Genomic DNA, 19057 nt, shown 5'->3' with positions numbered 1-19057 from the left:
ATGCTTCGTCCGGGCGAGGACCTGCTGCACGTGGAAGACCGGCTGTGGTTGCTGACCGCGCCGACGGGGCAGGGCATCTACGACTTCGCCTTCGACCGCTTCTTCGCGTGCCGCCATCCGTACCAGTTGCCAGAGTCCCTGGAGGTCATTGCCCGCGCGGGCGCGTGGAATGACTACGCGGAGCGGTATCGCGAGCTGGAAGGGCAGGGCGTGCGGCTGGTGCACTCGCCCGAGCAGCACCTGCTGGCCACGGAGCTGCCGCACTGGTACCCGCGGCTCACGGACCTGACGCCGCGCAGCGTCTGGTTCGACGAGCGGCCCGATGCGGAGACGGTGGAGCGGCAACTGGGCTGGCCCGTGTTCATGAAGGGCGAGCGGCAGACGAGCCGGCACAAGAAGTCGCTGTCCATCATCGAGGGGCCGGAGCAGTTCCGCCAGGCGATGGAGGTCTACGCGAAGGACCCCATCCTGCACTGGCAGCGGGTGGTATGCCGGGAACTGCGGCCCCTGCGGCGGGTGGAGGAGGGGGCACCGGACCGCATCCCCAGCTCCTTCGAGTTCCGTACCTTCTGGTGGCGGGGCGAGCTGGTGGGGTGGGGGCCCTACTGGTGGCAGGGCTCGCCGTACACGATGACGGAGGCGGAGCAGCGCGAGGCGCTCGGGCTGGGGCGCGAGGTGGCACGCCGGCTGGCGGTGCCGTTTCTCGTGGTGGACCTGGCGCAGGAGGTCTCCGGCCGTTGGATTGTCATCGAGTGCAATGACGGGCAGGAGAGCGGCTACGCGGGCGTGTCTCCGTTCGCGCTGTGGCGGAACATCCTGGAGATGGAGCGGGCGCGCGCCGTCCCGCGCTCTTACTAGCGCGAGGGAAGGACCAGTCGGATGTTGAAGGTGTAGTCGACCGGGACGGGACGGCCCTGGAACGTCACCGGTTGGTAGCGCTGCGCATGGAGTGCCTCCAGCACCGCCTGCTCCATGTGCGGCAGGGACTTGATGATGCGGCACCGTTCGACGGTGCCCCGGGTGGTGATGACGCACTTGATGATCATCAGGCCCTGGACGCGGGCCTGGAGCGCTTCACGGGTGTACTGAGGCTTCGGTCCCGAGAGCTTCCTCGGGCGAGTCATTCCCGCGCCGAACGGCAGGACCTCCACTCCCGTACCGCCCACCTGTCCACCCGGGACACCGCCGATGACTCCACCCACTGCTCCACCCACCACGCCGCCAATCACATCACCGGGCACGTCACCTTCCAGCCCGCCTTCGTCCTCCTCCACATCGCCATCCTCCTCCTCGGCGCTCGGCTCGGGCTCCACCTCGGGTGGTTTCTCGTGGGGACGCACTCTTGGCCGGACGCTGACGTCCGGCCTCTTCTTCACGGGCCGCCGGGCGGCGGACTTCTTGTGCGCTGGGGGGAGAGACAGGGATGGCATGCCGGCCAGCGGTGGCGCCGCGGCTTGCATGAACGTCACAACCACCTCGTCCTCCTCTCTCTTCTCCTGAGCAGAACGCGGGGGAAGCGAGACCACGAGGACGAACACGCTGATGTGCAGGACGACCGAGAGCACGACGCCAAGGAAGAGGCGGGACTTGGGGCCCTGCCCACGGCCAAGGACGGAGTCGAACATCTATCCCCCCTTCGAGGCGGTGAGCGTCTTCGATTCCCTGAAGGGCTCCTCGCTCGTACTTCCACGGTTGGGGCAGTCGCGCCGCGCGTGCAGGTAGAGCGCGTGCTCCTCGCAGGTCAGCTCCCTTCCGGCGCTCCAGTTCGAGAGCTGGACCTCGAGCGGTTCCCACAGCCGGTGTGTCCAGATGCGAATCGTGCCGTTCTCCTTCTCCGTGAAGAGGCGTGAGCCGTCGGGGTTGAGCATGGCCCCCCGGAGCAGGCTGACCTCGCCGAAGGGCCTGGCGAGGAGCTGACCGGAGGCCGCATCCCAGAGGCAGGGGGTGTCATCCTGGTAGGTGGTGACGACGCGCGTACCGTCAGCACTGAACCTGGCCTCATACACCGGGCCGGTGGTGTACCCCGAGAGGGTCACGAGGCGTCTGCCGGTGGCCGCGTCCCAGATGCGCGCCGTGCCATCCATGCTGGCGGTGACAACGCGCCTGCCATCGGGGCTGAAGCTCGCACTCGACACCAGACCGGTATGCCCCGACAGGGTGACGAGGAGCCTGCCGGTGGTCGCGTCCCAGACGCGCGCCGTGTCGTCCATATGGGCGGTGACGATGCGCGCTCCATCGTCGCTGAACCGGGCACCCCACACCTCTCCGGAGTATCCCGAGAGGGTGACGAGGAGTTTGCCGGTGGCCGCGTTCCAGACACGCGCCGTGCCATCCATGCTGGCGGTGACGATGCGCGCACCGTCGCGGCTGAACCGGGCATCCCAGACCGCATCGGTGTGCCCCGAGAGGGTGACGAGGGGCCTGCCCGAAGCGGCGTCCCAGATGCGCGCCGTGCCATCCTGGCCCGTGGTGACGACTCGCGTCCCATCGGGATTGAAGTTCACGCTCAACACGGGGCCGGCCTGCCCCGAGAAGGTGACGAGGGGCCTGCCCGAGGCAGCATCCCAGAGGCGGGCCGGGCCATCGTCACTGGCGGTGGCGACGTGCGCCCTGTCGGGGCTGAACTCCACCACCGTGCCAGGCAGGGTGGTGGAGATCTTCCCAGAGGCACTCCAGAGGCGTGCCGTGCCGTCCAGGCTGGAGGTCACGATGTATCTGCCATCCGGGCTGAACCGGGCATCCCAGACCGCATCGGTGTGCCCCGAGAGGGTGGAGAGCAGCTGTCCGGAAGCCACATCCCAGATGCGTGCCGTGCCATCCGCGCTGGCCGTGACGACGCGCGCGCCATCGGGGCGGAAGGCCGCCGCCGCCACGGGACCGGTGTGCCCCACGAGGGTGACGAGGTGCTCACCGGAGTGCGCGTTCCAGATGCGTGCCGTGCCGTCCATGCTGGCGGTGACGATGCGTGTGCCGTCGCTGCTGAAGCTGGCGCCCTGCAGCTCATCGCCGTGCCCGGAGAGGATGGCGAGGAGTCTGCCGGAGGCCGCGTTCCAGAGGCGCGCCGTGCCATCCTGGCCGGCGGTGACGATGTGCGTGGCCTTGGGGTTGAACCGGGCTTCCCTCACGACCCCGCGGTGTCCCGAGAGGGTGACGAGGAGCCTGCCGGATTGCGCATCACGGATGCGCACCGCGCCATCACTGCTGGCGGTGATGACGCGCGTGCTGTCCGGGCTGAACATGGCGAACGCCGCCTCCTCGTGACGTCTCGTGAGGATGAGCAGGGGCCTGCCGGAGGCCGCATCCCAGGTGCGCACCGTGCCGTCACGGCTCGCGGTGACGATGCGCGAACCGTCGGGGCTGAACCGGGCATCCCAGACCGCATCGGTGTGCCCCGAGAGGGTGGCGAGGAGCTCGCCGGACGCCACGTCCCAGATGCGTGCCGTCCCGTCCTTGCTGGCGGTCAGGGCGCGTGTGCCCTCGGGGTTGAACCGGGCGCTCCTCACCGCGCCGGTGTGTCCGCTCAAGGTGACACGGGTCCTGCCGGAGGCCGCGTCCCAGATGCGCACCCGCCCATCGCTATTGGTCGCGATGACGCGCGTGCCGTCGGGGTGGAACTCCGCCCGGCTGATGAGGCTGGTGGTGTCTCGCAGGACCAGCAGGGCTGGCTCGAGCTGCCAGGCGGACAGCGCCCGCTCCACGTGCTCGGTCGGGGCGATGCGGTGCGCCTGCTGGATGAGGAGGAGGCTGCGCTGCGGGTCTTCCTTGAGTCCCAACAGGGCATTGGCCGTCAGCTCACGCGAGAGGGCCACGTCCCGCTCCTGCCGGGCCTGCCGCCAGAAGGAGAAGATGGCGCCCGTGCCCACCATCAGCACCAGGGCCAGCACGCGCAGCCGCTGGGTCGCCCTCCGGGCCACCCGGGCCCGCTCCGCCTCGGCTCGCCGTCCCTGCTCGGCCACCCGGGCAAGCTGCTGCGTGTGCTCGAGCTCCGCCTGACGGTGGCGCTCCTCCGCGCGCTTCTCCTCGTCCCGGAGCTCCACGCTCGCGGCCAGGAAGTCGTGCTCCCGGTCATTCAGGGGGCCGGGGCTTCCCGAGAAGCACTCCTCGGCCTCCAGGAGGCGGGAGCCGGTGTACAGGTAGCTGGCGTCCCGCTGGTGCTCCGCCCACTCGTTGGTGGCCTCCGTCAGCCGGCGGTGGATGCCCAGCACCCGGCGATTCTCGTCCAGCCACCCGCGCAGGGTGGACCACGTCTGGATGAGGACCTCGTGTGCCACCTCCACGGAATCCTCCCGGACGACGAGGAGCCGGGCCTCCGGTCCCGACAGCGCCTGGAGGACGTGCTCGACCTGGGCGGCGTCCACGCCGGGGAATCTCAGCTCGCTGTACAGGATGCGCCTCCGCGTGTCCGGAGTGCCCTCGCCCAACGTCGTCAGCCGCAGGAAGAGCCGCTTCGCGAGCTCCTGCTCCGTGGCGCTCAGCGCCTCGTAGCAAGCCTGCGCGCGCCACTGGAGCGCTCCCGCCACGCCGCCGCTCGCCTCGTAGGCGGACAGGGTCAGCCAGGCGCCGCTGCGGGCCCGCCACAGCTCGTAGAGGGCGTGCTCGAGCAGGGGCAGTGAGCCGGGCTCATGGGACACGTCCTTCAGGATGGCGCTCACCAGCCCCTTCTCCAGGAAGGCCCCCACGGCCTGGGCGGGCCGGATGATGGCATCCCGGAGCGCCTCCGGGTCCATGCTCCCCAGCAATACCTCGTGGTCCTGCAGGAGCGCCCGCAGCGTGGGAATGCGCAGACAGCGCTCGAAGAAGTCCGCGCGCAGGGTGACGATGACCCGGATGGCGCCTCTTCCGTGCTCGACGGCATCCCGCAGGTTGGCGAGGAAGGACGTCGCGGACGGCGAGAGGCTGCCGTCCTGCGAATGGGTGAAGAGCTCCTCGAGCTGATCCACCACGAGGAGGAAGGGGCCCGGCTGGTCGGCGGTCAGGGTCGACAGCGCCGTCCTGAAGGCATTGCCCTCGGAGACGAGTCGCGGGTGAAGCGCTTCCGCGGTGGCCAGGCGGTCCCCGGGAGGTCCCAGCGTCGCGAGCTGGTCCGCGAGTGCCCGGAGGGGGCGGCTTCCCGGGGTCATGAGCCGGGCGCGGAGCGGCGCGTCGTCCGCCCCCATGCCGGAGGCCTCGAGTCGCGGCAGGACACCGGCGAGCACCAGCGAGGACTTGCCCACCCCCGAGGCGCCCACCACCGCGACGAAAGGGGAGTGCTTCAGCCTGGCCAGCACCGTCTCGATCTCGGCTTCACGACCGAAGAAGAACCGGGCGTGTCGCTTGCCGAAGGGCAGCAGGCCCCGATAGGGGGCTGGCTCGTTCGGGAGATGGAAGGTGTCATCTTCGGGAGCCTGGCCCTTGATGCCCGCCACCAATCGCTTGAAGGCGGCGGCATCATCCAGCCCTGCCCGGAAGTCCACCCAGGTGCGCTGGGCCAGGAAGCCCGTGACGTCTCCGGGTCTCGCACCCGGGAGGAGCACGGGGATGACGCGGTACTCGTCACGCGTCCGCACCGCGTTCGCGAGCGCGATACGCACCTCCTCGTCGTGCCAGGGCGCGACACCCGAGGGCCCGAAGAAGACAGCCACCGCCTGGCTCTGCTCCAGCACCTCCTCCAGGCGGGACTGCCACCTTGTTCCTGGGACCAGATGCCACTTGTCCAGGAAGGGCTGCAGCCCGGCCTCGGCTCTCAGACGTTCGGCCAGTACCTCGACGGACGCCTTGTCCTGACCGTTATGGGAAAGAAATACATCGAACATCCCTCCCCCTCATCGCGCTCGCTTCCTCCAGGAAGCGCTCGCCCCCAGCCCTCCGAGGCGGACACTGCTCCAACCCTGTTGGCAGCTCTCTCCAGGGGCACACCGCGAATCTCCAATGTGCAGGCGAGCTCCGCGGTCATTGCCCCAATGCCAGTCATTTCGCCTGATCCTGCTGCCTCGGCCTCGACTACGGTTGCCGGCCGCCACCCCCGGGAGGCCACTTGATTCCCATCGCCTTCAGGAGTCTGAGGAAGACGTTCAAGAGTCTCATGAGTTCCCCCAGGAGTAGAGAGCCACTCCCCTGACCTGCCGTATGCCCTGCATTGCTTTCTCCCTTGGAGAATATGTAGGCGAGATCCGCAGTCACTGCCCCAATGCCAGTAGTATCACTTGATGCTACGGCTTCGGCGTCGGATGCGGTTTCCCGCCGCCCCCCCCGGGAGGCCACTTCGACTTCCTTTCATCCCCAGAAGTCTCCCCATTCGTTTTCTCGCCTTCCCCAGAAGTCTCCTCCTTCGTTTTCTCGCCTTCCCCAGAAGTTTCCTGGAGAAGAATCGTGGAAATCGAGGATGGATGCGACCTGCTCATGAGTCCCTCCATGAGCAAAGGCTCCACTCCCCTGTCGTCCCGTATGCCTCGCATCGCTTCCCCCCTTGCGTGCTCTTGTCCTGAGCATGTGCATGAACCGCTTCTGCTTCCACGAGAGGGACTCATGCGTTGGCAGGTGTGATCTCGCGGTTGAGCGCCGCCGCTTCCATGGATACCCGACATGGCTTCAGGCCGGGGTTCAAGGCCGGGGCCGTGAAGCCGGCGTTGGAGTAGGGCTCGTGCCCCCGCCAGGCGATAGGCCCTCGGTTACATCTCCGTCAGGGGCACATCCCGAATCTCCGGTGCTCGGGCAAGATCTTCAGCCGTTGTCACCATGACCATTGCCCCCAATGCCAGCAATATGACTTTGGGCCACGGCGGAGGCGGGGGGCCCCTCGGAGGCCACCCCGGCTGCTCGACATCACCAGAAGTGGCATTCCGAAGGAACGCCGTGGAAGCCGAGGAGGGCTGCGACTCCATGCTCTCCGATGGTGGCTTCGATGATTCGCTTCTCGGCTCTGGTTCCTTGGAAAGGACGGCCGGACGTCGCGTCATCCACCTGTTCCAAAGATAGAGTGCCGAGAGGCTCATGAGTCCGCCCATGAGTAAATGCTCCGTGCCCCCGTCTTCCCGTATGCCCTGCATTGCTCCCCTCCTGTTGGTTCTTGTTTTGAGATTGTGCATGGGCCGCTTCTCCTTCCAGGAGAGGGACTCATGCGTTGGCGCATCTCGCGGCCCCCAGGGGAGGGACGGAATCTGCGCTGCACCATGGCCTGCTCATCCGCTGTGGGCACATGGCAATCGACGTGCTGGCCCTGTCTTGGACAGGGCCAGAGCGCATCCTGGGACTTAATTCTGCGGCCTCGGCTTCGGCGGCGGCGGTGGGCGCCCGCCGCCCTGCCCGGGAGGCCACCTTGGATTCCTTACCCACGCGATGAATTGTTGGAAGAGTTCCGAGAGGCTCATGAGCTCCCCCAGGAGTAGAGAGCCACTCCCCTGACTTGCCGTATGCCACGCATTGCTCCCCCCTTGGATGTCTCGTCCTGGAATCGTGAACGGGCTGCTTCTCTCTCCAAGAGAGACTCATGCATGGGTACATGTGAGTTCGCGGCTTCCGAAGCGCATCCTGGGACTACGGTTGAGTCGACGGTTGCTGTAGGACGGAAGCACCCTGCAGGGACGGCGGGCGCTGCGCCGGGACGCAGAGCAGCAAGTGAGGATCGCAGGTGATGGCGAGGCCGCCAGAGAGGCTCGCGAACTGCTGGCAGATGCTGTCGTCTGGCTCCTCGGGTGAGGCCTCATTGGCGCAGTCGAGGTCCCCGGGCGACATCGCCCAGACCTCGTACCGGGCGGTGCATCCGTCCGCCGTGTACTCCAGGTCCGCTATCAACTGTGTTCCCGGCACCTCCGGCAGCGCGACGAGCCGGACGTTGCTCCAACGATAGGTGGCATCGGCGGGACGCAGCTGCTCCGGGTCCGCCGGCACATGCTTCTCCGCGACCGAGAGGACGGGGACCGTACAGAAGCCGTCGGCATCTGCCTCCTGCGGCAGCACGCCCAGCGCGTACGGTGGGTGTTCGGGGTCCAGCTCATCCATGGGGTCCATGTCATTGAGCGTCTGCGGCTTGATGGCCAGGAGCTGCTCTCCCGAGGGGTTGGGGTACTTCTGGATGCCGAGCTGCTCCCCCGGGAACTCGGGGCAGGTGTTCGTGCCCACGGGCTTGTAGGTCGCCACCCAAACGACGCCCTGGACCGGGCAGCCCATGGCGGGCTGCGACGTGTCACAGGACGCGACGAGGGCGGCAACCAGCGTCAACCTCGGGAGGTGCCAGGCCATGCGAGTCTCCTGTCATCCACGGCACGCTAGAAGTACAGCCGGGCGCTGAGCCGAATGGAGCGTGGCTGCTGATAGGCGACGGGCTTGCCGAAGTTCTTGTTGATATCTCCTGGAGCAAGCGGCTCGCCATCCAGGCCACGCAGCTCCGGTAGCTCCTCCCGCGTCCCATCCGGGAGAGGGCGAACCGCCGAGAACGTGTACTCCTCGTCGTAGAAGGTGGCAGCCTGGAAGTTGAAGAGGTTGAACACGTCCACGCCGCCCGAGGCGGTCAGGGTCTTCGTCAGCTTGTAGGTGACGGCCAGGCGGGTATCGATCCGGTGGGACCAGGGCAGGCGCCCGGCGGAACCGCGTGGGAGGATGAAGACCTGGAACCGCTCGTACGTTTCGTCCGCCCCGAGATAGCTATAGGGCGCCCCCGAACTGCCGAAGTACGTGAGCCCGAGCTGGATGCCCAGGTCTGGTCCAAGCATGAACTCCCGTGCGGCGAACGCCCGAATCTGGTGCGTACGGTCTGCCGGAAGCGGACCCTCGCGGTTGACGGCCAGCGAGGGCAGGTCGAACTCGGTGGTGATGTTCGGACTCAGCTCTCCGGTCTCGGTGCGGGTCAGTCCCTCATAGTTGCCGCGCAGATGGGAGAGCGTATAGCTCGCCTGGAGCAGCCACTGCTCCGCGAAGCTCCGCTGGAGGAGGACGGTTCCCGCGTCGTAGGTCCGCGTCGCTTTCCCAAGCTCCCGCCCCAGGCCATATCCCGGGTTGCCAATGAAGAACGTCCTCGCATCCCGGCTGATGTCCTCAACGACCCTGTTAAGGGAACGCCGCAGGTAGGAGAGGCTGACGCGAATGTGGGCGAAGAACTCGTATTCCCCCCCGACGAGCCACTCATCTGTGGATTGAGGTTGGATGTCAGGATCCACGACGCTTCTGCTCGTCCCCTGTGCCAGCCAGAAGCGGCTGGGGTCCAGGGGTGGATCCTGCTGCAGGTAGGGCAGCCGGGCACGGTCCGTGGAGCACGCCTCCCGTTGCTCCGGGTCCAGCGGCCGGCATATCTCCGCGCTCTTGCGCGAGAGGACCCGCGGCGCGTCCTGGAAGGCGCGGTCGACGAAGTCCAGCGGAATGTTCTCGAAATAGCGCGCGTAGCTGGCGAAGAGCCGGGCTCGACCGGAGCGGGTAGGGTCGACGATGAGGCCCAGCCGGGGGGACCACTGGTCAGCGAGCACCATCGAGAGCTGCTCCCCTCCCCGCAGCCGCTGGATGTCGTAGCGCAGCCCCAGGTTGACGGTGACAAGGCCGCCCATGCTCCAGCTGTCCTGCACGAAGGCGCCGAGGGAACTGGACCTGGAGAGGCCTCGATAGGCGTCCAGGAGGACCGCCTGGTCGGGGCCGAGCAGGTATCCAATCTGGTAGAGGTCCTCGAAATAGTCTCCTTCCGCGGATTCAGATATCAGGCTGCCGCCGCTCACTGCCCGGAGGTGGTCGAAGCGCGTCCACTCGGCATCCAGGCCCGCCTTGAGCACGTGCTGCCCCGCGGCCCCCACCAGCAGCGTGCCGACGAGCCTGCCCTGGTACCGGTCCAGCGTCCGTTCCTCCAGCCCGCCCGGGCCGCCGGTGACGTATCCGTAGGACGGGCAGCGCACCGCCGCCTCTTCCGGAGTGGCGCCACAAACGGAAGGGTCTGGCAGCGCCTCGAAATCAAGGAGCGAGTGCTCGGAGGGAGTCCTCCGCAGCCAGAAGACCTGGGGGATGTCTGACAGACCCTGTCTGCTGCCCGCCCGAGTGCCATCCGAGGCACGCAAGGCGCTGCCCTGGTAGTGCCATCCCAGTGTCGCGTCCAGGAGCAGGCGTTTGTCGAAGAACGAGGAGGACGTCTTGAGCCCCAGGTCCAGGCCGTCCCGGATGCGCTGGGTGCTCAGGGCCTCGGGAGTCCCCTGGATGATTCCCACTTCCGGAGCCCCGTTTGCCTCGCGGAAGGAGAAGCGCCCCGGGCCGCCCGAGGAGCCGGGAGTGCCCAGCACCGACAGCACCACGCTGTGGTCCTGGCTCGCCTGGTACGTCAGCTTGCCAAGGTACTGGAGGCTGCGCTGATCCGCGAAGAAGCGCTGCCGCGTCCCCTCGATGCGCTGTGTCCGCGTGAAGCCGTCCTCGTCCACCACCGGCTCGCCGTTCTCGTCGAGCACCGTCACGTTGAGGTTGCGCTCGAGCTGATACCGGATGAACGAGGGCGCGATGCCAACGTAGAACCAGAGCTTGTCCTTCAGGATGGGGCCCCCCAGCTCGACGCCAAGGTCTCCCAGGTTCCACAGGGAAGTCTGGCCGGAGATGGCACCCACCTCCTGGCGGATTTCCCTGCCGCTGGTGGCGAGCGCTCCTGGTGCGAAGTAGCCAAAGACCGAGCCGTGGAATTCGTTGGAGCCGGACTTCGTCACCACGTTGACCACGCCTCCCGTGGTGCGGCCGAACTCGGGCAGGTAGCCGCCGGTGAGGACATTCACCTCCTGGATGAATTCGACGCTCAGCGGGGTTCCGTTGACGCCAGAGGCGGGGTCGTTCACGGGGATGCCATCGATGATGTACTGGCTCTCGGGGGACGTGCCGCCACTGAGAGAGGTTCCGAAGGCATCCTGGACCGCACCGGGCGCCAGCGCCGCCAGTGAATCGAAGGAGCGCACCGCCGCGTTCCTGCCACGTGGTGGGAAGACGACGATGTCGCGAATGAACTTCTCGTTGATGTTAAACCCGGTGGTGGTGGAGCCCACGTCGATGGTGGGGGCCTCCCCCACCACGAGGATCTCCTCGCTCAAGGCCGACTCGGGGAGCAGCTCCACATTCACGCGCACCGAGTAGCTCAACCGGAGGGTGATGTCGGCGCGCGAGAAGGGCTGGTACGCCTCCTTGTCGAAGCTCAGCGTGTACACGCCCGAGGGCAACTGCGGGATGCGGTACCGGCCGGCACTGTCGGTGATGGCCACCCGCTCACCCTGGAGACTGGGAGCGCGGGCGGTCACTACCACCTCCGGGACAGGCTGTTTCGTCGTGGCGTCGATGATGGTGCCGAACAGCACCGAGGTGCCCTGCGCCACGGCCACGCTTCCCGCCAGACAGAAGGCCAAAGCCAGACATCTTGCCGTGACGGTCCGGACGGCCTGATGAGAGCCGTGCATGGCCTTTCATTCCTTTCGTCATCCGGCCGGAAAGGCTCATGGATGGGCGGTTCCAATAGCCCTATCCGGGCCAGGGTATCCATCACCCCCATGGCAGACAGGGTGGTTGAAACGCCGACGCACCGGAGGGACATGCACGGGTAGATTTCCGTGTCGGCAATAATTGCTCAGGCGCACGAAGTATCAACCCCAGGCTTCCGAACAAACACATGCACGAAGCGTCCGGGGTCCACACATACCCGCTGCCTGGCTTCACGCCTCACGCAGACGAAGACATCCAGCGCGAAGCTCCCTCACGGCAGCCCGGCCTGACCGAGGCCACGCCTTCGCCGAGGGTCCCGTCTGCGTCAGGCCGGGGGCGCCGCGACGCGCGCGAGGACCATGCCGTACATCTCTGAGATTCTCCCCATCACCGAGCCATCCGGCCGGCGGATGAGGTCCTGCTGGTCGGCGGGCTCGAGCAGCCGCTCCAGCGTGAAGCCCAGCGCGGAGAGGGCCGGTGCCACCTCGCCCTGGCGGAAGCCGAACATGAACGGCTCGCCCTGCTTGGCGACGAACTCGCGTCCCTTTTGCGCGCCGTAGCGCCGCGTGGGCCCGGAGACGACGTCCTCCCAGAGGTGGTCGAAGACGATGGCGCTGCCTGGAGCGGACTCCTCGCGCACCATGGTCAGCACGTCGCGGATGGCGTTCCACGGGATGTAGAAGGTGACGCCTTCCCAGAGGAACAGGGTGCGGACCCGCCGGAAGCCGGCCTTCAGCAGGCTGGCGCGCAGGTCATCCCGGGTGAAGTCCACCTGGACGTAGCGGACATGGGCCGGAGGCTCCCGGTAGAGCGCGCGGACCCGCTCCTGCTTGAGCGAGGACGTGGCGGGCGCATCCACCTCGAAGAACGTGGCGCGCGGGAAGCGGTAGGCCCGAGTGTCCAGGCCCGCGCCGAGAATCACCACCTGCTCGACGCCGGAGTCCAGCTCATCGCGCGTGCACGCGTCGAAGAAGAGGGAGCGCGCGAGGAGGAACTCGTAGGTGCCGGGCATCCGCGAGCGGAAGAGAGGCTTGTAGAGAAAACCGAGGCGGAGCATCACCCGGAGCGGCGGCGTCAGGAACGCCTCCGCCAGGTGGTCCTCGCAACGCGGCGGGTGTTTCTCACGATGAAGCGCCGCACGGGCGAGTGCGGCGAGCTGCGCGGTACGGCTGGCGTTCCTGGGCATCTGTCCTCATCCAGGTTGCAACTACAGCAGCTCACGCAAGAGCTGGACGAGGTCCTGGTAGGAAATCTCATTGGGAGGCTTCCCCGTCAGCCCCACCGCGACGCTCATGGCTTCTATCGAGAGCAGGTGACTCCGCTCGAAGTGCTCCCGGTCGAACGGGACGGCGTCGATTCGCTCGATGACGCCGTCGCGGACCACCACCTCCGCCCAGTTGAACCCATACCCGCACGAGGGGCACTCCCACGTATGGAGGATGCGGGTGGGCTCCCCCGGCGCGGGAACTCCGACGGGCAGGTAGCCGTCGTAGTCGCGCGCGAGGATGCGCCGGGAGTCGAGCGGCAGGGGAGTGCCTGGCGCGAGGAACTCCCTGTTCGCTTGGGCCCTGTCCCGCACGTAGGTCTGCATGTTGGTGGAGTCGTCCGCGGGGCTGGTCTCCCCGCAGTGGGGACAGGTCAGCGCCGCCACGAAGAGGTCATACGAGTACGGCATGGTCCACGCGCTCTTTCTCGTACGCCCAGGGTGTCACGCCGGGAAGCGGAAGGCGCGGGCGCCACGTGGCCCGCGCCTTCCCTCACAATTACGCGCGAGCCTGCGGGACTACTCGGCCCACCAGCTCCCGGTAATCACGCCGAAGCCGTTCTTGTTGTCGACGAAGATGTAGATGCTGTTGTTGCTCCAGGGGTCGTTCGAGTACGAGAACTCGCACCCCTTGAACAGGCGCCCCTCGGTCAGCGCATGGAGGTTCGCCAGGCCGGCGGAGATGACGCTGGCGGGGATGGCGCCGTTGGCGTCGGCGTTGGCGGCCGCCACCGTGCCCGCGACCGCGTCACGCACGTCCTGGGGCGTGGCGAGCCCGTCCCGAACCTCCGCGTAGTACGGAACGCTGTTCGGCTCGAGCCCGAAGCACACCAGCTGGTGGTTGTAGGTGCCGTTGGTCGTCACGATGTTCCACCAGTCGAAGTGGCGGGCCAGCGTGACGCCGTAGTTCCCATTGTTCGGCAGCGCGCGCACCGCGTCGACGAGCGTGTCGAAGGGCCGGCTCAGCGTGGCCGCGTTCCGGAGGCTCCGCAGGCTGGAGTCACCGATGCCGCCCACGTCCGCGATGGCCTGCGCCGAGGTGAACGGGCGCAGGCCGAGGAGCGCCTCGGCGCCATTCCAGGCACTCGGCAGGATGTCGTGCAGCTCGGTGGAGCTCACGCTGTTCACCAGCGAGACGATGGCGGCATCGTCATCGGCGGAGACCGCGATGGAGTCCATGATGCCGACGCAGCTGGGGCCGATGTAGCTCTGGGCGCGGGCGCCGCCCTCGAGCTGCTCCAGACGGGCCGGGCCCATTCCCTGGACGGCGGAGACCTGCGCCAGCGTCGCGAACGGCGCCGTCGCGCGCTGGGCGACGAGGCGGGTGACGACGTCGCTGGGCAGGTACGCGTCCAGCGTCGCGAACGAGGCGCCATTCACGAAGGTGATGATGCCCTGGCACTCCGGGGCGACATCCACGTCCGTCGAGGTGAGCGCCGCCTGCTGGCTGCCGGTGGAGGGGGACTCGGAGGAAGATTCGAAGTCAGCGCTCCCACAACCGGCGAGCATGCTCAGGGCGAGAAGGGTCGAGCCAAGTTGACGCATCCGGGACTCCTGGGGGGACAACGGGGGGAGCCGGCTTGATACACCAACATTTCCCGTTTCACCCGAACCCGGAAGGTCATTTCGGGGGGCCCACCTCGTGGACGAGGAGGACGGTGCGCTCGGTGACACCCGGTGCCACCGTGAGCACGATGCGCTCCGCGCCCCTCACGAACTCGTCGTCCGGAAGCGGCTCGTAACCCAGCGCGGAGAGCTTCTCGCGATAGAAGGCGCGGATCTCCGCGGGGGTCGCCGTCGTCGCGTAGGTCATCGACTTCATCCACTCGAGCTGGGAGCTGGTGACGGAGCCGCTGCCCGGGTAGACGGGCGCGAACGCGGGCACCGGCTGCATCGAGCGCTTGCCCAGGTTCGCCGAGCTGACGATGACCGTCGTCGCGCCCTTCCCGGAGGGCTGGAGCAGGACGGTGTACGAGATGAGGTTCTCCGTATCGAGCCCCGTCACATGCTCGCCGAGCTTCAGCTTCATGGCCTCCGTTTCCCCGGCCATGTACAGGCCGCTCCGGTTGAAGCGCGCGCGGAAGTGGGCCTTCAGCGTCATGACGTCCTTGCTCGAGACCACCGTCGAGGTCTCGATGGTGACGCCGTCCACGACGGTCTTCTCCGGCATCGTCGGCTTCGAGATGGCGCCAGGGATGTCCGTGATGAAGGGGCTCACGGCCACCGACGGGCCCGCCACGAGCAGCGTCATGAGCGAGGCCGAAAGGAAGAGGCTCCGGCTCAGTCGCATGTGTATCTCCCGAGGTAGACGAAGCGGGTCGCCGTCCCCGCCCGGCGCCCGTTCGCGTTGTCGAACGCCATGCGATAGGTCCCACGTGTGGATTGGGCGAGGTTGTAGTCCATGGGGGTCGTCTGCCAGAGGCGCTCTTGGGTCTCCCCGAAGGCGGAGTCCTCGCCCCGGAAGCTCAGGTAGAAGCCCGTCACCCGCCCGCCGGGGGAACTCCCGGTGACCCGGTCCGCCCAGCGCTCCGGCGCGCCCGTCCACCCCATGGAGCGGTCCCACGCCTCGTGCGCGAGGCTGTAGAACGCCCGATTCGCGCAGCGCACCCCGGGGATGTCGTCGCTGAGGAGGGCGCACTCCTGCTCCTCGCCGTCTCCCGAGGTGAGCCCATGGTCCCCGAGGAGGATGTTCAGCGAGCCGCGGCACGTGCCATCCGCGGCCGGCCGGCCCAGGCCGCAGAGCGTGAAGTTGCTCCGCGCCAGGTGCCCTCGGGAGAAGAACCCGCTGTTCGCGTCCTCGAGGAAGCGCGCCGGGATGTTGATGGTGGTCACGCCACCCTGGGCGACGCACGAGAGCGCGCCCGGCTCTCCATACCGGGGCGTGTTCGCGGTCTCCGAGACGCGGAAGCCGTTGCTCGGGTCCGTGTTGCGGATGCACTGCGCGGTGAGCGGGTTCGCCTGGGTGTAGAGCTGCCGGGGGCCGGTGGCGCGCCGCGCGCTCTGGCGGCCGTCCCAGTCCCCGTAGCGCTCGTTGGTCGTGTCCGTCACTTCCGGCGCGGCGATGCGGCCCGAGTCGTACCAGGCCCACTCGTCCACGCCGTCCACGCCCGGGCGCTCGACGCGGTACGCGGTGGCGTCCCACGCCGCCGCCGCCAGCGCCTCATGCGCCTTGAGCGACAGGTGCGACAGCTCGGCGAAGTGCAGGCCGAACATCAGCACCGTGACGAACACCATGAGCCCGAGCACGAGCTCCACCATCGACTGCCCGCGAGGGCCGCTCGCGGCCCTCCTGTGTCTCGCGCGCGTCACCATCCGGTGTACCCGTTCGCCCGGAGGCTCTCGAGGGCGTCCCGCGCTCCGGGGGCGCCGGTGCCCGACAGGAAGGCGTCGGTCTGGTCGTCGAACGAGAAGCGCTCGGGGAACCCCGGTCCTGGCCGGTCAACGGTGTACCGGGCCAGTCCGGCCCGCCAGTAGGGGGCGAACATGTTGGGTGGCTCCGTCGAGTGCTGGTACCGGTGGTAGTAGACGATACCGGAGCCGACGGCCACCTGACGGGGCGCGCCAGCCACCTGGCTTCCCTGCCCGAGGTTGATGCCCGGGGTGTCGGGCGTGAAGCGGAAGGTGAAGGCCAGGTCCCACGGGTCGCGCCGGGTCTCGAGGTCGCGCGACAGCGCCGTCACCATCTTCGGCTGCCCATGGAGGTTCTGCGAGTCCATGAGCTGGGTGCCGTTGAAGTCCACGAAGGGGGGGAATGTCTGGAAGGCATGCTGCACGTTGTGGCCGATGCTGCCGTGCTCGAACGCGGAGACACGCGCGTCCCTGAGGTCGACGTCACGGCCCACGGCGCCGATGCCGATGGCGATGGGGTAGGCGGGAACCGGAGACGAGCAGCGAATCCAGTTGCGAATCCGCCAGTCGAACGGGACGAAGCCGGCCCGCGTGCGCCCGCCATCCCCGTCGTGGGCGCGCGGGGAATACGGCTGGCCCGAGGGGGAGGTCGTGAAGGCCCCGTCGTAGTAGCCCTTGCCATCCGAGGAGTCGAAGAAGATGTGGCCGCCACCGGCGAGCACGAGTGAGCGCATGCCGATGCTCTCCGACGAGAGCAGGCGGTCCCACCTGCGGCCCTCGGCCCGGTCCACCAGGAACGGGTGGCCGCGGCTGCCCATCACGATGTGCCCGATTTCATGCGGGTCGCTGCCCTGACGGGCCGTCGCATGGTCGAGCACCGCCTCCGAGAGCTCGCGCCCGGTGACGTCCGAGCCGGCGCGCTGGACCGCGACGTCGTCCGGGGCGACGAGGTTCGCCCGGGAGAGGTATTGCCGCGCGAATCCATTGGCGCCGTCGCCCGTGCGCTCCCGGAGGCGTTGCAGGAGTTCCACTTGCGCCGCGTGGATGCGTTGCGCGGCGTTCCACCGCGGGAGGGTCTCCGCCGCGAAGAGCTCTTCGTCCCGCCGGAGCCTGTCGCGCGTCTGTCTGGCGTGCAGCGTGGCGGCCGCCGCGAGCGCGGCGGTCTGCGCGAGCCCGCGCGAGCACACGCCGCACAGGGGCTTGGGTGGAGGGAAGCACTGGATGACGGTGTTGACGGCGTAGGGCACCGCCATCAGCTGGAAGATGGTCGCCGCGTTGTCCGCGTGCTTCCAGTACAGCGTGGACCAGGAGATGAGGCTCAGCGTCCCCAGCGTGGAGACGGCATGCGCCACCTGGACCCGGTTCATCACCGCCACCGCGTTGAAGGTGCGCGCGGAGGCCACCGCGGAGCTGTACGCGGACGCGTCCGCGAGGGTCTGCAGCTCCATGCGCTCCTTCACCTTGGCGCCCATGGACAGCGTCATGCAGACCATCACCACGAGCAGCAGGAGCGTCAGCGAGAACAGCACGAGCGTCTGCCCGCGCGCCGCCGGCCATACCCGGGTCCTCATGGATTGAACCCCGGCGCGGCACACTCGGGCTCGGCGAACTCGGACAGACGTGGCGGCGTCATCATTCGCATGGTGGAGGAGACCTCGATGGGGAACATGTAGTGGCCGAGCCCGATGCGGCGGCTCAGCTCGGCCGCGGTCCGGGGCGCGAGCGTCTGGGAGGCCTCGCGCTCCCAGTTGGCCTGCTGGGTGAGCATCAGGGGGTTCTGGGCCGTGTAGCTCTCGAGCCCCAGCCGCGCCGCGGCGATGCGCGAGAACACCCAGTCCGCCAAGGGGATTCGCAGCGGGGCCCAGAAGATCATCCGCACCTCGAGCCGCAGCGGCTCCCGGCGCCCGGCGCGCGGCAGGGGCTGGTCGAACGCGACCACGTCCGCGGGCGTGGGCCTCGGCTGCTCCCTGACGAGCCAGATGAGTGCCTCGCTGTCCGTCCCCGCGTCCGTCCAGCCCGGGCCCTTGTAGCCGCGGTAGTGATTGTCGCGGAAGCGGCCGAACGCGCTGCCGAGCCGCTCTCCCGGCGTCGCTCCGGCGAGCGTCGCGTCACCCAGGAACGAGTGCACCGCGGGCAGCACCGAGAGGAGCGCCGCGTGCGTCATCGGCCTGCACGCGCCGTGGTTCAGGGAACCGACGCGCGTTGCCTGGAACGCCCCGTACTGGGCGAGAAGTCGGGCCTGGGAGAGGAGGAAGAGCTGCAGGCTGCCCAGAAGCACGAACAGGACGAGCGGCAGCGTCAATGCCGTCTCCACCGCTGCCTGTCCGGATTCGCGCGTCATGGCTTGTCTTTCCCGACGGGTTGATGGGGTGGGGGGGCCCTGGTCTCAGGTCAATCCTTGGGCATGAACCGCTTGGACTTCTCGAGCTGCTCGAGCTGCTCCGGGCAGAGGACCTGCCTGCCCCTCCTGTCGCGGCAGAGCATCTTGGACGCCTGGCTCATCGCCGCGCGCATCTCCTGCTCCTCGGCCTGGCTGCACGCGGCCGGCCTGCCATCGGCGCCCATGCAGTGCTTGGGCGCGCGGCGCCGCCGGGCGGTCTCCCACGCATCCTCGACGTCCTGGCACTGCGCATAGCAGGCGTCCGTGGAGCGGACGCAGCTCTGGCGGCACCTCGTGCCGTTTCCGCAGCGGACGGTGCAGTCCGACTGCCGCTCCGAGCACCTTCTCGCGCAGCGGTCGGCGCTGCTCTCATCCTCGGGTTCCATCATCGAGGTCGCGGCACGCGCACCCTGGCCCCCGCCTCCCGAGGAGACAGAGGGCCCGAGGGGCGCGGAGCGGTCGCCGTAGGAGTTCCGGGTGCCGGCGCTCTTGTCGAGCGAGCGACAGATGTTGTCGGAGTCACACACGTAGCCCGGCTGGCTGCATTTGCCGTTCGACTCGCAGGTGAACCGGATGCCGTCTTTCGGGTCCTTGCTGCCCTGGCAGCCTCCGGCCAGGACCGCCACCAGGGTCAGCAGCAGGATGGCGGCTGAGGGAGGGCGGTGGGG

13 protein-coding genes are annotated in these 19057 nt (G+C 68.2%); 1 reads left to right on the top strand and 12 read right to left on the bottom strand.

Annotated elements, in window-relative coordinates; all coding sequences use genetic code 11:
- Entirely contained in the window at positions 1–858 is an 858-nt protein-coding gene (locus HG543_RS19095; RefSeq protein ID WP_169346235.1) for an ATP-grasp domain-containing protein, read from the top strand.
- Here the strand turns inward: HG543_RS19095 and HG543_RS19090 are convergent.
- From HG543_RS19090 to HG543_RS19035, 12 genes are all read right to left on the bottom strand, one after another.
- Positions 855–1625 carry an energy transducer TonB gene (locus tag HG543_RS19090; RefSeq protein ID WP_169346234.1) on the bottom strand — a complete coding sequence of 257 codons (771 nt, stop codon included), beginning with the start codon at positions 1623–1625 and terminating at the stop codon, positions 855–857. The two genes, HG543_RS19095 and HG543_RS19090, sit on opposite strands and share 4 nt — an antisense overlap.
- Positions 1626–5792: an nSTAND1 domain-containing NTPase gene (locus HG543_RS19085; protein ID WP_169346233.1), complete on the bottom strand. Its 4167-nt coding sequence runs from the start codon at positions 5790–5792 to the stop codon at positions 1626–1628.
- A gap of 1720 nt (positions 5793–7512) precedes the next feature.
- A complete protein-coding gene (locus tag HG543_RS19080) occupies positions 7513–8217 on the bottom strand; it encodes a hypothetical protein (RefSeq protein WP_169346232.1) in 705 nt (234 codons plus the stop codon).
- 26 nt (positions 8218–8243) lie between these two features.
- Positions 8244–11324 carry a TonB-dependent receptor domain-containing protein gene (locus HG543_RS19075; protein WP_343073390.1) on the bottom strand — a complete coding sequence of 1027 codons (3081 nt, stop codon included), beginning with the start codon at positions 11322–11324 and terminating at the stop codon, positions 8244–8246.
- 398 nt (positions 11325–11722) lie between these two features.
- A complete protein-coding gene (locus HG543_RS19070; RefSeq protein ID WP_169346230.1) occupies positions 11723–12583 on the bottom strand; it encodes a class I SAM-dependent methyltransferase in 861 nt (286 codons plus the stop codon).
- A gap of 21 nt (positions 12584–12604) precedes the next feature.
- Entirely contained in the window at positions 12605–13072 is a 468-nt protein-coding gene (locus HG543_RS19065; RefSeq protein WP_169346229.1) for a hypothetical protein, read from the bottom strand.
- Between the two features lie 108 nt (positions 13073–13180).
- Positions 13181–14206, bottom strand: coding sequence for a helix-hairpin-helix domain-containing protein (locus HG543_RS19060; RefSeq protein ID WP_169346228.1), 1026 nt, complete (start codon positions 14204–14206; stop codon positions 13181–13183).
- A gap of 76 nt (positions 14207–14282) precedes the next feature.
- Positions 14283–14951 carry a hypothetical protein gene (locus tag HG543_RS19055; protein ID WP_169346227.1) on the bottom strand — a complete coding sequence of 223 codons (669 nt, stop codon included), beginning with the start codon at positions 14949–14951 and terminating at the stop codon, positions 14283–14285.
- On the bottom strand, positions 14942–15919 hold the full coding sequence (locus tag HG543_RS19050; RefSeq protein WP_169346226.1) for a hypothetical protein: 978 nt from the start codon (positions 15917–15919) through the stop codon (positions 14942–14944). The genes HG543_RS19055 and HG543_RS19050 overlap by 10 nt, the downstream gene beginning before the upstream one ends.
- A 47-nt stretch (positions 15920–15966) precedes the next feature.
- Positions 15967–17580 carry a pilus assembly protein TadG-related protein gene (locus tag HG543_RS54530; RefSeq protein ID WP_211194027.1) on the bottom strand — a complete coding sequence of 538 codons (1614 nt, stop codon included), beginning with the start codon at positions 17578–17580 and terminating at the stop codon, positions 15967–15969.
- Positions 17577–18350, bottom strand: coding sequence for a TadE/TadG family type IV pilus assembly protein (locus HG543_RS19040; protein WP_169346225.1), 774 nt, complete (start codon positions 18348–18350; stop codon positions 17577–17579). The genes HG543_RS54530 and HG543_RS19040 overlap by 4 nt, the downstream gene beginning before the upstream one ends.
- 50 nt (positions 18351–18400) lie before the next feature.
- The coding region (locus HG543_RS19035) for a hypothetical protein (RefSeq protein ID WP_169346224.1) at positions 18401–19057 on the bottom strand (657 nt) is incomplete at its 5' end.

Origin of the sequence: Pyxidicoccus fallax, from assembly GCF_012933655.1 — a bacterium.
Classification (GTDB): Bacteria; Myxococcota; Myxococcia; order Myxococcales; family Myxococcaceae; genus Myxococcus; species Myxococcus fallax.
The sequence above is the reverse complement of the archived record's forward strand: the minus strand, read 5'-3'. Positions and strand labels throughout refer to the sequence as shown.

Coding starts and splice junctions, on each gene's coding strand:
- HG543_RS19095 (WP_169346235.1), top strand. CDS start 1: ATGCTTCGTCCGGGCGAGGACCTGCTGCACGTGGAAGACCGGCTGTGG.
- HG543_RS19090 (WP_169346234.1), bottom strand. CDS start 1,625: ATGTTCGACTCCGTCCTTGGCCGTGGGCAGGGCCCCAAGTCCCGCCTC.
- HG543_RS19085 (WP_169346233.1), bottom strand. CDS start 5,792: ATGTTCGATGTATTTCTTTCCCATAACGGTCAGGACAAGGCGTCCGTC.
- HG543_RS19080 (WP_169346232.1), bottom strand. CDS start 8,217: ATGGCCTGGCACCTCCCGAGGTTGACGCTGGTTGCCGCCCTCGTCGCG.
- HG543_RS19070 (WP_169346230.1), bottom strand. CDS start 12,583: ATGCCCAGGAACGCCAGCCGTACCGCGCAGCTCGCCGCACTCGCCCGT.
- HG543_RS19065 (WP_169346229.1), bottom strand. CDS start 13,072: ATGCCGTACTCGTATGACCTCTTCGTGGCGGCGCTGACCTGTCCCCAC.
- HG543_RS19060 (WP_169346228.1), bottom strand. CDS start 14,206: ATGCGTCAACTTGGCTCGACCCTTCTCGCCCTGAGCATGCTCGCCGGT.
- HG543_RS19055 (WP_169346227.1), bottom strand. CDS start 14,951: ATGCGACTGAGCCGGAGCCTCTTCCTTTCGGCCTCGCTCATGACGCTG.
- HG543_RS19050 (WP_169346226.1), bottom strand. CDS start 15,919: ATGGTGGAGCTCGTGCTCGGGCTCATGGTGTTCGTCACGGTGCTGATG.
- HG543_RS54530 (WP_211194027.1), bottom strand. CDS start 17,580: ATGAGGACCCGGGTATGGCCGGCGGCGCGCGGGCAGACGCTCGTGCTG.
- HG543_RS19040 (WP_169346225.1), bottom strand. CDS start 18,350: ATGACGCGCGAATCCGGACAGGCAGCGGTGGAGACGGCATTGACGCTG.